This is a genomic window from Klebsiella sp. TF21-TM, assembly GCF_019753495.1.
Lineage (GTDB): Bacteria > Pseudomonadota > Gammaproteobacteria > Enterobacterales > Enterobacteriaceae > Klebsiella > Klebsiella quasipneumoniae.
Window position 1 is genome coordinate 1 of the sequence record NZ_JAIJYL010000051.1, and the last position, 12700, is coordinate 12700.

Genomic DNA, 12700 nt, shown 5'->3' on the forward strand with positions numbered 1-12700 from the left:
AACGGTCTGCGTTGTCGGGAAGATACGTGATCTGATCCTTCAACTCAGCAAAAGTTCGATTTATTCAACAAAGCCCTGGATGTGTTATGGCATTTTTGAAACAGACCTGTACACGGAAACGTTCTTTTGCAGACAGAAAAGTGTTTCCCCTACTGACGGCCACTTTGTATAACCTCCTGGCCGGATCAGTTTCACAAATCCCGGTTAGAATCCGGCTCATTTTGACTCCCTGATGACTTCCACCAGCCCTATACGGGGCAGGACAGAACGATATTTTTCATTAAAATCGCCGCGCTTCTGCCTTTCACCTTTTACGTAATTTTTTAACGGATTAAACCGGCCCGGTTCGCTGAACAAAATTAATGGTAAAGGCGCGCGAAAGTTGAGTTTGTACGGCCCATGAACATCATCTGGATCTTCAGGACTGGTGTACCGGATATTGACGTTAACAGCCGGAAAGTTACTTTCCCGGATGAGCCGAAATTTTCTCAAATTTTCATCGTCATGACTCACTTCGTCATTGAGCAACGACAGCATCATGATTTCTTCGGTTCGTTCCTGTTTCAGCCGTTCAACGTCCTGTTTTGTCAGACTGATATCCGGCTGGAGCTCAGTTATCTCCCTGCGTAAGCGGTCGATAACCGTTTCCAGACGGGTAAATTTATGAATGACAGGGATTTGCCAGGTGAACCCCAGGGAGCGAATTTGCTCAGTAACGATCCGGATATTACGGGACACCTGTAAAGTCACCAGCCACGGGTAAACCTGGTGCAGAATTTCTGACCGGGAGTCCTGGTAATGAGTGATAGCTTTTACAGCATCAGCAAATTTGTCGCGAAGCCGGTTGATTTCGCCCACCAGCGACATCACCTGATCATGATTGTTTCTGACCACAACGAACCCGGGATATTTTCGGGTGATTTTGGTTGAATAATGCTCATCCCTGACATGGACTTTATCAACCCGCTGCTGCCGATAAATATCCACCAGGGTGTCGACGTCGGGTACCGAATGAGTCACATTGATTTCCTGTGGAGGATTCAACTCCTCAACACTACGGGGCTCCGGGAGCGTGGCAAGGTAAGATGAGCCGATATCGCTGTGACGGAGTAAACTGTGCAGCTCACCGAGTTTGCGTAGTTGCTCTTCGTTGTAATGGGCAAAGTCAGTATTCATATCGTCTCCCGTATCGTATTCCTGAACGTGCGACGGTAATCGTTAAACAAACTCTGGTAAAGACTTAAACGTCAGCCATACAGGCTGGCGTCGCCCGTCCCTGCATACTCTGACGAGGCGATAACGGTTTTTCTCCATCGTGACCAGCCAGTACCCATCGGAGACAGGGCGATCGAGAGTGAACAGTTTTAACCCGTAAAAACCCATCGAGGTAAACAGACGCCCTTCCCGCTCCCGGAAAGAGACCGTAAAGGACGGGAACAGAAGCCAGAATGCAGTGAAGAAAACATACCAGGTATACGGAACAGTCAGTTGTAGAATTTCATAGTTCCTGACGGTAGCTGTGACCAGGCCAAGGCTGAATACAGCAGCAATGCTGGCATATACTTTGAAAGACGCGCTATCGGAGTTTTTCCAGGTAATACCACTAATACAATGCACTTTGCTCATCGCCTTGCCTCAATGTAGTTGTCTGCGCACTTTCATCCGGGGAAGAATTTCTTTCTCCCACAGAGACCTTGCATTCCCATGCCCCCCCAGGAGTTGCATTGCACAAACCCTGTTAAACACGGTTACTTCTTTCCTGATTGCCTGGGTTTGGCTGTCTGTGAGCTCAATGCATTCCGGTACCAGCTGCATAACACCGTTCATCATTTCGGCCTTTATGAGGCCTGGACCGTCTTTAGGGTCGGCCTCACAGGATTCCTTTACATTAAACCCGAATGAACAAAGAAGCTGGCCCTGTGCCTTAGGCCCCATCTGGACCCCCCGGCTATCGACGGTAAAGCGGACGATCGCGTAATCCCCTCCCTGATCGCTGGTTATGTTTCTTACCAGCATGCTGACCGGAGTCATATGAAGCCAGCTGTAGATACCCAAAACAATTTCTTCTTTTAAAATCATATTCAATTTTGGATTGGCCCCTATATTTCCATACACTTTTTATCACTTAACCCATTACTGGTTCGCCGCCGCAGATATTCCCGTGGCGAACGATACCCCAGTGCACTGTGCGGATGCCATTCGTTGTAATGTTCGAAGGCCTCCGCAAGGTTCTTTACCGCTGTTAACCCGTCGGGTTTCGGCATGATGCTGATGTAATCGCGCTTCATCGTTTTCACGAAGCTCTCTGCCATCCCGTTGCTTTCCGGGCTTCTTCCGCTGTCGCTGTGTGGGTGCTTATATAGACATCATGGATTTTTCGGCGGGCATGGGCCCAACATGCGGCTTCTGTCAGCGGCCCTCCTTCACGTTCCGGACTGAACAACCGATCGTAGCCTGCGAAGGCATCCGCCTGCAGCACACCATGATAGTGGCGAAGGTGTTGCTGAGGATGTTTTCCCTGCCGGTCTGGCGAGAAGGCGAACCATGCCGCTGGCGGGTCTGACGAGCCAGCGTTCCGATCATCGCGCACATACGTCCAGATACGCCCGGTTTTCGTCTTCTTTCTGCCCGGTGCAAGCACCGGAACCGGAGTGTCATCCGTATGCAGTTTGTGGCAGTCCATCACGTAGTGGTAAAGGGCCTCATCCAGCGGGGCCATTAACCGGCAACATGCATCCACCCAGTTGGAGAGCAGAGCCCGGCTCAGATCCACGCCCTGACGGGCAAAGATTTCGCACTGGCGATACAGCGGCAGGTGTTCGCAGTATTTGGCCGTTAACACGCGGGCCAGCAGACCCGGCCCGGCGATACCCCGATCGATGGGACGTGATGGCGCAGGTGCTTCAACGATACAGTCACATCGGGTGCAGGCCTTTTTCACCCTGACCGTGCGGATCACTTTCAGGGCGCTGGAGACCAGTTCCAGCTGCTCCACGCTGACTTCGCTGAGGTACGCCATACCGCTGCCGCATTCCGGACAGCTGGTTTCCGCAGGATCCAGCCCATGTATCTCGCGGGGAAGGTGTGCCGGTAACGGGCGACGATGGCGGGACTGACGTAACTGGCGAGGTACCTGCGGATCGTCTTCCCGTCCGTTGTAGCGATCGCTTTGCTGCTCCTGCTGTTTCAGCAGGGCTTCGGCTTCTTCAACCTGTCGGCGAAGTTTTTCGGAGCGGGTACCGAACAACATTCGACGCAGTTTTTCTATCTGTGCCCGCAGATGCTCTATCTCGCGCTCTTCGTTCTCTATTTTCTCTTCTGCGCGGGCCAGTGCAGAACGCAGGAACGACTCAGTCTCTGCAACGAGACTGAGCTGACTGTCTTTCTGGCGAAGCGCGTCTTCCAGCGCAGCGATACGGGCGAGATAGTCGTGATTCATAACCGCTTTTATAATGCGGTTATGATTTTTTTACAACATTGTCAGTGAGTTAAGGCGGGATATTTTTGGCTGGCGCCAGTCCAGCTTATCAAGGAGCATGGCAAGTTGTGAGCGGGTGATCGCGATTTTGCCGTCGCGTACAGCAGGCCAGACGAACTGTCCCTCTTCCAGGCGTTTGATAAACAGGCACAGACCATCAGCATCAGCCCAGAGTATTTTCACGGTATCGCCACGGCGTCCCCGGAAGATAAACAGATGGCCGGAGAAGGGATCCTCATCCAGAACGTGGTGTATCTGTTCGCCCAGCCCGTTGAAGGATTTACGCATATCCGTGGCCCCGGCGACCAGCCAGATGCGGGTGCCTGACGGGAGGGATATCATTGTGTCCTCCCGGTCAGTTCGCGGATCAGCACAGTCAGCAACTCTGACGACGGGTTCTCCAGCGTCATTTTGCCGTGGCGGAACTCAACATGACAGGAAGTGGCGCTGGCGTGAGCGGAGGAGAACGTACACAGAGTGTCATTCTCTGCGGCGGGCAACGGGTCGTTGATAACGTCGACGGACAACAGAGTCGGAGAAGCCGGAAGAGATTGAGGTACCACCGGCCCCACGATAGTTGCAGGCATTCGACGAGAGATTCGCCCCTCTCTCTGCCAGAGGCGTAGCCACTTAAAAATGAGATTATTATCAACGCCATGTTCCCGCGCCAGTTGTGCGACGTTGGCATCTGGTCGTGAAGCCAGTTCGACCATCCGAAGTTTGAAGTCACTGGAATAGACGGTACGCGATTCAGTTCGCCAGTTGGCAGCATTTTCCATGAACAGAACTCCTTCTAAATTAGACGGAGCTCTAAGCTAGCGATCCCGGGACTGGAATCACAGGCGGCAGTGACTTGACGCTTACGGCATATTTCCGTTTCCATCAAAACGTCTCCGTTCGCCGTTAAAGAGCCTTACTACGGCAACGTGGCCACGGAGAAACTGCTTACACCCACTCAGGACACCAGGGACATCATTGCTGACGCCACGGCCTCACAGTGCTGAGCTGATGATGGTTCTGGACGGGATCAACAACTCAGGGCTGGGTAAAGTATGGTTTGCCGGTAGAGGAATTGCCCCGGAATGGCCGATGAAACGTGAGATGCCTTCATCGGCATATACCACCCGCTGGAAGGAGCTGCCGGTTGCCCGTTTCTGACCGGCGAAATGACAGACGGAACTTGCTGCCAGATCATACTTTACCGATCATGCAGATGACTTGTCTCAGGGGGGAACCATGACAAATATCATTCTGTGTGATGTAACTGCCAGCGTCAGCGAACTTAAAAACGATCCGGTGGCCAGCGCCGGTGCCGGCTGCGGCTACCCGGTCGCTATTATTGACAGCAACCGGCCTGTTTTTTTATTGTGTGCCCGCGGTTCTGTAGGAAAAAATGCTCGATCTTCTGGACGAAAAAGACCTGGCGCAATTGATAACAGAACGTCAAAACCAATATATTTTGTGATCGGACAACGTGACAAACGACATCACAGTGGAGACACTGCTGACGAGGTGATCCCAAGGTCGTAAAACGGCCGGAACTGGCTACCGGCCGAACGAAGGACCTGCCTACGCGCAGCGGCGGCAACTGGCTTTAAAAATGCTGGCGGAAATTAAAAATTAAGCCGCATACCCTGCGAAATTTTGCAGATTTCACTCAACATGCATGCTTCGTTCATTTCCCAACAGAGCTCTCACCATCGCCTGTAATAGCAGTCCTGCTGCGTGATTACTCCGCTCAACGGGTCACCGGCGCCATGCCAATACCTGTTCGTGACAGGCATTGATGGAACTGCGATCCCAAACTAATAATGTAACGACGATGCAGGTGGGACCGTGGTCCCAGGCTGAAAACCTAAACGACGATGCAGGTGGGACCGTGGTCCCAGGCTGGAAGCCTAAACGACGATGCAGGTGGGACCGTGGTCCCAGGCTGAAAACCTAAACGACGATGCAGGTGGGACCGTGGTCCCAGGCTGAAAACCTAAACGACGATACAGGTGGGACCGTGGTCCCAGGCTGAAACCTAAACGACGATACAGGTGGGACCGTGGCCCCAGGCTGAAAACCTAAACGACGATGCAGGTGGGACCGTGGTCCCATAGAGAGTATTCAGGCCAGTTATTTTTTCTGGCCTGTGAGAAAGGAAATGAAGTAAAGGGAGATAACCGTAGACTAAAGCGTGTCCGCATCAAACTCCTAGTTTCTCAAGCTCCTTAAGAATGGCTTCTATTTTCTCTATACACTCCGCAGGAATGCGGGACCTATCCAGGTTAAGCACCATTTTATCGCCCTTGTACAATGCTGTTGCCCCTGGAGCAAACTGATGACGTGAGCTCAGATTAACTCTTGATGCGGAAGATTGTTTCAGTACGGATGTTAAAAGACTAATGACCTCTTCAGCTTCGAAGATTAGTCCCGCTTTCTTCTGATCGTGGAGAGTCTCAGCCTGCTGCTTCAGTAATTCTTCTTTATCTGCAAAAGCCTTCTGAAGGGCTTCACCTGACCGGGCAGACAGTTCTCCAGGATGTGCAAACAGGGCAACAACGGATTTAGGCAGTTTGGCCGTATTGATACAGCGGGTAATGATCTTACGAGAGATGTTTTCCGCATCGGCAAGTGCAGAAATATTTCCAGCAAACTCATTCTGCAGCCGGCTTGTATAACGCAGACCACGTTCATAAGCACTCGTCGGCCGATAATCGTTACCCAGTCGGGACAATGCTGCCATCTGCTCATCGTCCAGTTCACCAACCAGAATGCGATAATCACTTTCCGTCAGGATTGCGGCTTTACGGCGACGGCTGCCGTCTGCAATTTCAATGACATCGGAAACCCGGCGGCCGAAAGCTGGAGTCTGCTGACCAGTCAGTAAAAATGAAGGAATGAGATCATCCAGAGCATCTTCGGTAAGTAGTTCCTGATCGCGCTCATTGCCTGACCATACGCGTGAAGCGCTCTCAACAGAGTCTCCCCGGAGCACTTCAAGGGTAAATTTTACTTCCCGTCCACATACCGGAAGAGAGATGGCATTACCGCGGGCCATAGCACCCACGCGCGCAATTAATGAATCCACCATCGGCGCAGCCGGCGCCGGTGATGAGGTATCTTCAGTCGATTGAGTATGTGTGGTATGTCTTGGAATGACAGGGGCACGCTTCATTATCTAATCTCCCAGCGTGGTTTAATCAGACGATCAAAAATCTCATCGCAAACAGGCTCCCAGATAGAGAGGGCATTACGCCAGGCACCTGTTGAAGAACGTTGATCGATAGCCTGTTCAAAAACGGTTCTCATACGGATCTGACCTTTACCGACTTCATCCGTTTCGCGCACAACATTTTTAAGGACCATGCTTCCCCAGGCATCCCGAATTTGTTCTTCCATCCACGGGGACTGCGAGCCGTTATTATTACTGTATTTGGTAAGCAGAATACGGACATCTGGCTCGAAGCCTTTAAGATCCACGTTCTTAAGCAGGTCACGAAGCATATCGAAAAACTGCAGTGCGGAGGTGTAGTCGAACAGCTCTGCCGGAGTAGGGACAATCAATACATCAGCAGCGCATACAACATTTATCGTACCGATACCAAGGTTGGGTGCACTGTCGATAACAATCACGTCATAATCATGAGCGACCGTTTCAATGGCCAGACGGAGCATCAGGTGCGGGTCAGCAGGTAATTTGCCTTCGTCAAATTTCCCCATCAGCTCAGTTTCAATGCGGTGCAATGCCAGACAGGACGGGATGATATCAAGGCCAGGCCAGCAGGTGGGCTTTATAGCGTAGCTGGCATCATCCTTTTCCCCAAGATAAAAGGGCAGGAGAGTGTCCTCAGCATGAATATGAAGATCGGGCACCCATCCGTGATACATAGAAGCAGTTCCCTGTGGGTCATTGCCTTCAACGAGAAGAACACGGAGTCCTTTCAGGGCTAGGTCCTGAGCTAGGTGAACAGAAACGGAGGTTTTGTAAACCCCCCCTTTATGAGCCGCAACCCCGATCACCGGAGGGAAAGCATCTTCTGCACGCCGCAGTCGGGTACCGAACACATCCCGCATATGATTGATTTGTTCGATGGTATAACCAACACGTTGTTCAACTCTGCCACGGGTTTCCATATCAGGGTGAGGTAACCGGCCGGCTTTCTCTGCATCCCTGATTGCCTGAGAAGAAACGCCAACCAGATCCGCCGCTTCACCAATTCTCCAGCGGCGGGTGATCTTCCTTGCTTCCGGACTGTCGTCATTAAACTGCGCAATGGCGATAGCCTTCGTCATCTCATGTCCAGCAGTAATGCACTGGTTAAGTATATCCATCAGTCCCATTCTGAGCATCCTTTAATCATCACTTTGCATCATTTTATTAAATCTTGGGATTATTTACAAAGCAACAATAAAATCGCAAAGTCATCTGAAAATTGCAAAGCTGACTGTAATGAAAGCTGTAAACCGGAGAAGAGAGGCTCAATCACATACCGCAGTCAATATTTCTCACTGCCGCTCGCCGCAGTAAGCGATCTCACGCAGTGAGGAAGTGGAAAAGCACAGAGACTGCACAAAGCACGAACGCTACGATGCCGGATACTTCTCCGGATTAGTCTATCTTCATGAAGTTGACTGTGATATGTGAAAAATTGACTATGGTATGAAACTAAAAGCCGAGGGCTGGTCAACAACAAAAGAAGATTCTACATATCGCAGTCAATATTTAATGTTAAATCAGGGAGAGTTACTCATGCGGCATTCAGATTACCCTTGCAGAACCCTGAATGTGGTGGGGTAGATCTGGCTGGGGATTAACGTTATTCATTGCTTCGATCCAGTAATTGATCCCAAAGAGATCATATTGAGATCCTAAAGAGATCCCCGGATCGCTGCAGCAGGCGCTGTAACTGGCTTGAACGTCATACTGGATCGACTGTGGAATGTAAAAAGTTGACTGCTGTATGCGAAATCTAATACTGTGATATGCAACGGTATTTACTGAGGTATGTATATCCGTTGACTGCGATACGTATAACGACATTCTTTTGTGGATAACCGTTGAGGATCAAGATGACGAGCGAAAATAAAAGCTTACCTCTCAATCTTCAGGAAGTGGACAAGACAACCGGCGAAGTTGTTAAGCTGGATGTCAACAGTACCAGTACTGTGCAGCCGGTAGCGCTCATGAGGCTCGGTCTCTTCGTTCCAACCCTGAAATCAACCTCCAGGAGTAAGGCAAACCGTAAAAACGTCACAGATGCCACTGAGGAGCTCGTACAGCTGTCCATCGCCAAAAGCGAAGGGTACACCGACGTTAAGATCACCGGTTCGCGTCTTGATATGGACACGGATTTTAAAGTCTGGCTCGGGATCATTCGCTCGATGTCTGAGTATGGGGTAAAAAGTGACACTCTGGAGCTGTCGTTCGTTGAATTCGTTAAGATGTGTGGATTTGACTCACGGCGCTCAAACAAGAAAATGCGGGATCGCATCAGCAATTCCCTGTTTAAACTCGCCTCGGTTACCCTGAAGTTCCAGAGCGAGACCAAAGGATGGACCACCCATCTGGTGCAGTCAGCCTATTATGACATCAACGAGGATATCGTGGAGATCAAGGCTGAACCCAAGCTCTTTGAGCTTTACCATATGGACAGGCGGGTCCTGCTTCGGCTGAAAGCCATTGACGCCCTGCAGCGGAAGGAATCTGCCCAGGCGCTGTATACCTACATCGAGAGCCTTCCCCAGAATCCCGCACCTATCTCCATGAAACGTATGCGGGACCGGCTGAATCTTACCTCAAATGTCTATACGCAGAACCACACGGTCCGAAAGGCTATGGAGCAACTTCGGGATATCGGCTATCTGGATTACACCGAGTTTAAACGTGGCCGGGCGACTTACTTTAGCGTTCATTATCGCAATCCCAAACTCATCAGCGGGACGGTGAAGGTACCGCGCAAGGAGGAAGAAGAGAAGGCGCCGGAGCAGAATTATGACGAAGTCATCAAGGCACTGAAGGCTGCAGGCATCGATCCGCAGAAACTTGCTGAAGCGCTATCGGCGATGAAGCCGGAAAATTGACTGCGATATGCATTACCATTACTGCCGTATGCATACGCAATTAGTTATTGACTGTGAGGTGTATCACGCATACTACAGTCAATATTCGCTCTCCTTCCTGCAGGTAAAGATCGGACAATATTGACTGCGGTATGTCATTTATGGCCAGAATATGCTGATATTGACTGAAGCATGCAAGTTTGACGAGGGTGTTACCCGACCAATTGAGAGCTCTCCACGTGACTGCATCCCACAGTCAATATTTCAGTAAATCCCCGGTGCGCACTGAATGAAGCCACTCAGCAGAGCGTTGATTCCGGCATTGCCATACAAGAGCTGCTAAAACCAGTCCTCCGAAGTTCGTTAATCCTATCGTACCCTCAGCCAGCTTCGCACTGATATCTGCAATCATGAAGAGGAAACCTGATGGCTGTCAGAAATGGCCCGGGACGCAGTCACCGACGATATACTGAATAACGACCTGGCTTACCCGGTTGGAAAGGCCCTCAGGTATATCCCCTGTAACTTGCTGATATCCGGATCGCAGTAAGTTTTATTGTCTGCGGTATGAAGATGTCAGCTGGTCACCAGAGGACCGGGGCTCCTTAATACGAATGATGTCATGGTGCAATGAGAAGGTGAGGGGACACGGGATGCGGTATGAATATTTCTCTCCAGACCCGGACGGAATGATGCCCGGGTCATACTGGATAAGCGTAACGCTTCTGCAGCCGGCAGGGTGAGAGACTCAGAAGCGACTGACTGACTCTGCCTCGTCTGGAATGCGTTTGTCTTTATCTCCTTCACTAAGTGGCAAAGCCCCGGCCGCCTGCCCGACAATCTCAGCCGGCCGGTGGCAGGGAGCGAAGGATCTCCGCGGTATCTCGACCGTCAGCGGTAAAGGGAATGGCCAGGGTGGCAGCCATGTCCAGCGCAAATACCCGGGTATAGACTTCCATCGAGCGCGGATCCTTATGCCCGGCCAGCGCCTGGATGACCTTCCTAAGCTGCCGGTGATAAAGCATGTGCATGATATAGCTGTGCCGGAAGGTATGCGGCGTCACGGCGATCGAAAAATGCACGCCATCAGCTTCAGCCCGCTTCACCGCCTGTTTCAGCCAGTTGCGCATTGTCTCATCCGTGACCGGCCATAACGGCTCCCGCCGGCGGGGCGGGTGGTGACCATCCAGCTTTCCATCTGACGCACAAAACTGGCATCCGTCAGCGGTACCAGTCGCACTTCATCTTTTGGGGGACGCCCGCGGCGTGCCCGTACTTTCTCCGACAGCACCCGCACAAAAGGCCGCAGACCATCCAGGTCGAAGGATTCCGGGGTGAGCGTCCGGGCTTCGCCGATACGGATCCCGGTATTCCACATGGTGGCGAACAGCATATGGTGACGCTGGTCCGGCATGTACCAGAGGAGGGCGCTCACTTCCGGCGCCAGGAGGTAAGCCGGCGTGGCACCTGTTGAGGTGGCCATCCGCCGGAGTGCCACCGCGGTCGCAAAATCAACGCCCGGGGCGATCGGCAATAACGAAACGCGTTCTGGTGAATTCTGCAGGGGAATGATGTTGTTCATCGGCTATTTTTCACGTAGCGCACTCACTGGTCATAGATACAGTTATTCTGGCCTGAAAGGTCAGATCCTGCCATCACAATAAATCGCAGCGCGCGGATCCTTTTATTGTCTTATCCCGCATTGTTGCGGGTAAAACCAAATGCGTAAAGGATTCTTTTTCAGCGCCGAACCACGCTGAAGCCAGTCATGACGCGGGCTGAGGAGCGTTTTACGGTTTTTGGGAGAAATGGGGTAATGCCAGGACAAACAGCTATGTTGACACTGGCATTAATGGAGACGAGAAACGCCTACCTTCCAGATGCGATCGGCAGGAATGATCTTTAACATGTTCCGTCTGTGGTTGTGTAAGGGCAGCCAGTACGGCAGTGACGACTGGCACCGCTTCTGCGGGCCAATAACCTGGTACCGAGCTTGAGCCGGTGTGGCAACTGCCAGGATAATGCGGTGGCCGAATTGTTCTTCAGTTCACTGAAAAAAGAACGCATTAGTAAGAGAACATACCAAACCGGGATCTGGCCCGGGCGGATGTCTTCGATTACATTGAAGTGTTCTACAATCGGACCCGGCGCCACAGTCATCCCGGCGGCGTCAGTCCGGAGGCCTTCGAACAGGCCTCGTCGTGAGGACAGAATTTGTCTACAGGCATGGGGTCAGTCCATAGTTACATCTAATGTATCCTATGAACCGAGCGTATTTTCCCCATTAAGGGAAGTATCTTTTTTTGAAATTCCCGTAAAACGGGAATGATAAGATAGAAAAGTTACTTTTGTAGTTGAGCATTTGCATTAAGACGCATGCACGTTAGAACCGCGTCAGATGGGACCCCTGGATTTCGGGCCAGTATGACGGACAAGAGGAAAAGACCTAAGCGAAGGCAAGCGGCAGGATCAATAATAATTTTATGTATAAAATTAATGTCTCTCTCGTCTTTGTTGATAGCTACAACTCCCCCCTCCATCATTGCTGTGGATTTACCATCAAAAGTAACTTTTACGTTTTTGTAGACTTGCTTATTATGGTGCTTTGTTTTTTTATGTTTCAGAACAGCCTCATGAGTAAGGCGAAGAAACGCCATACACAAGGTGATCACTTCATCATCACTCAGCTTTGTTGAAAAGGCCTTTTGACCAGTCCAGTCAAAACTTCCCGGCTTCGATACTAAAGGCCCCGCAAGGATAAGATTCACACTGCCATTTGTCTCAGAAAAATTGAGCTCAAGTGCTGTCTTACCGGAATTAAATACCTTTTCATTTCGGTAAGGTTGATGCTGTGGTACATCGTTATTTATATTTTCCACCAAATATGTCCTTCACCTTCGTTGATTAAATTCTTCACCAGACCAATGTAGGTATACCCTCTAGGTTGCTTCATCGCAAAAATATAAGCACTGGTCTCCAGCATTAGATAGTCTCCCGAGGGAGCACCAGGAGGAACCTCTGTAGAGCTAAAGCTTTTAGTGTGCTCCTTTTTAACTTTGACCCTGGCCCAAATTCAGTGCAGTGCTAAATCAGAGAGCTTCGTCTTTCCGGAGACTTCGGATGAATTCAGCCGGAGTCATGTCATTTAATGATGAATGCGTTCTCTCATGATTA

9 protein-coding genes and 7 pseudogenes are annotated in these 12700 nt (G+C 50.8%); 4 read left to right on the forward strand and 12 right to left on the reverse strand.

Annotated features, from left to right (window positions below):
* Positions 1 to 216: 216 nt before the first annotated feature.
* The 7 genes and pseudogenes from K5R89_RS25720 to K5R89_RS25750 all read right to left on the reverse strand — a co-directional run bounded on the left by K5R89_RS25720 (position 217) and on the right by K5R89_RS25750 (position 4257).
* Entirely contained in the window at positions 217 to 1176 is a 960-nt protein-coding gene (locus K5R89_RS25720) for a DNA replication terminus site-binding protein (protein WP_004026549.1), read from the reverse strand.
* 42 nt (positions 1177 to 1218) lie between these two features.
* Positions 1219 to 1626, reverse strand: coding sequence for a hypothetical protein (locus K5R89_RS25725; RefSeq protein ID WP_004186937.1), 408 nt, complete (start codon positions 1624 to 1626; stop codon positions 1219 to 1221).
* 9 nt (positions 1627 to 1635) lie between these two features.
* A complete protein-coding gene (locus K5R89_RS25730; protein ID WP_020477096.1) occupies positions 1636 to 2079 on the reverse strand; it encodes a hypothetical protein in 444 nt (147 codons plus the stop codon).
* Between the two features lie 20 nt (positions 2080 to 2099).
* Positions 2100 to 2333 (reverse strand): annotated as a pseudogene (locus K5R89_RS25735) (integrase core domain-containing protein); the annotation flags it as partial.
* A pseudogene (locus tag K5R89_RS25740) lies at positions 2327 to 3439 on the reverse strand (IS66-like element ISKox1 family transposase); the annotation flags it as partial. The pseudogenes K5R89_RS25735 and K5R89_RS25740, both read right to left, overlap by 7 nt.
* Positions 3440 to 3469: 30 nt before the next feature.
* Positions 3470 to 3820 (reverse strand): IS66 family insertion sequence element accessory protein TnpB, encoded by a 351-nt coding sequence (gene tnpB / locus K5R89_RS25745; RefSeq protein WP_004189161.1) that lies wholly within the window; start codon positions 3818 to 3820, stop codon positions 3470 to 3472.
* Positions 3817 to 4257, reverse strand: a complete 441-nt coding sequence (locus K5R89_RS25750) for a transposase (protein WP_004189163.1) — start codon at positions 4255 to 4257, stop codon at positions 3817 to 3819. Before K5R89_RS25750 ends, tnpB begins: the two co-directional genes overlap by 4 nt.
* 84 nt (positions 4258 to 4341) lie before the next feature.
* On the opposite strand from K5R89_RS25750, the pseudogene K5R89_RS25755 reads away from it, so the two are divergent.
* Positions 4342 to 4636 (forward strand): annotated as a pseudogene (locus tag K5R89_RS25755) (DUF4113 domain-containing protein); the annotation flags it as partial.
* Between the two features lie 78 nt (positions 4637 to 4714).
* Positions 4715 to 4943 (forward strand): annotated as a pseudogene (locus K5R89_RS25760) (type II toxin-antitoxin system Phd/YefM family antitoxin).
* Between the two features lie 726 nt (positions 4944 to 5669).
* On the opposite strand, the gene K5R89_RS25770 reads toward K5R89_RS25760, so the two are convergent.
* Positions 5670 to 6641 carry a ParB/RepB/Spo0J family plasmid partition protein gene (locus tag K5R89_RS25770; RefSeq protein ID WP_004117790.1) on the reverse strand — a complete coding sequence of 324 codons (972 nt, stop codon included), beginning with the start codon at positions 6639 to 6641 and terminating at the stop codon, positions 5670 to 5672.
* Positions 6641 to 7807 (reverse strand): plasmid-partitioning protein SopA, encoded by a 1167-nt coding sequence (sopA, locus tag K5R89_RS25775; protein WP_023287153.1) that lies wholly within the window; start codon positions 7805 to 7807, stop codon positions 6641 to 6643. Before sopA ends, K5R89_RS25770 begins: the two co-directional genes overlap by 1 nt.
* A gap of 729 nt (positions 7808 to 8536) precedes the next feature.
* Between sopA and K5R89_RS25780 the strand changes: the two genes are divergently transcribed.
* On the forward strand, positions 8537 to 9547 hold the full coding sequence (locus K5R89_RS25780; protein ID WP_064175058.1) for a RepB family plasmid replication initiator protein: 1011 nt from the start codon (positions 8537 to 8539) through the stop codon (positions 9545 to 9547).
* Between the two features lie 821 nt (positions 9548 to 10368).
* Here the strand turns inward: K5R89_RS25780 and K5R89_RS25785 are convergent.
* Together K5R89_RS25785 and K5R89_RS25790 are read right to left on the reverse strand one after the other, a co-directional pair.
* A pseudogene (locus K5R89_RS25785) lies at positions 10369 to 11108 on the reverse strand (tyrosine-type recombinase/integrase).
* A 102-nt stretch (positions 11109 to 11210) separates the two neighbouring features.
* Positions 11211 to 11351: pseudogene (locus K5R89_RS25790) on the reverse strand (hypothetical protein); the annotation flags it as partial.
* 103 nt (positions 11352 to 11454) lie between these two features.
* Between K5R89_RS25790 and K5R89_RS25795 the strand changes: the two are divergent.
* Positions 11455 to 11731, forward strand: a pseudogene (locus K5R89_RS25795) (IS3 family transposase); the annotation flags it as partial.
* 137 nt (positions 11732 to 11868) lie between these two features.
* On the opposite strand, the gene K5R89_RS25800 reads toward K5R89_RS25795, so the two are convergent.
* A complete protein-coding gene (locus K5R89_RS25800) occupies positions 11869 to 12405 on the reverse strand; it encodes a hypothetical protein (RefSeq protein WP_023288364.1) in 537 nt (178 codons plus the stop codon).
* Positions 12406 to 12700: the final 295 nt, after the last annotated feature.

Bases quoted from the DNA above. Each gene is read 5' to 3' on its own strand.
- K5R89_RS25770 (WP_004117790.1), bottom strand. From the start codon at position 6,641: ATGAAGCGTGCCCCTGTCATTCCAAGACATACCACACATACTCAATCG.
- K5R89_RS25780 (WP_064175058.1), top strand. From the start codon at position 8,537: ATGACGAGCGAAAATAAAAGCTTACCTCTCAATCTTCAGGAAGTGGAC.
- K5R89_RS25725 (WP_004186937.1), bottom strand. From the start codon at position 1,626: ATGAGCAAAGTGCATTGTATTAGTGGTATTACCTGGAAAAACTCCGAT.
- K5R89_RS25750 (WP_004189163.1), bottom strand. From the start codon at position 4,257: ATGGAAAATGCTGCCAACTGGCGAACTGAATCGCGTACCGTCTATTCC.
- K5R89_RS25720 (WP_004026549.1), bottom strand. From the start codon at position 1,176: ATGAATACTGACTTTGCCCATTACAACGAAGAGCAACTACGCAAACTC.
- tnpB (WP_004189161.1), bottom strand. From the start codon at position 3,820: ATGATATCCCTCCCGTCAGGCACCCGCATCTGGCTGGTCGCCGGGGCC.
- K5R89_RS25730 (WP_020477096.1), bottom strand. From the start codon at position 2,079: ATGATTTTAAAAGAAGAAATTGTTTTGGGTATCTACAGCTGGCTTCAT.
- sopA (WP_023287153.1), bottom strand. From the start codon at position 7,807: ATGGGACTGATGGATATACTTAACCAGTGCATTACTGCTGGACATGAG.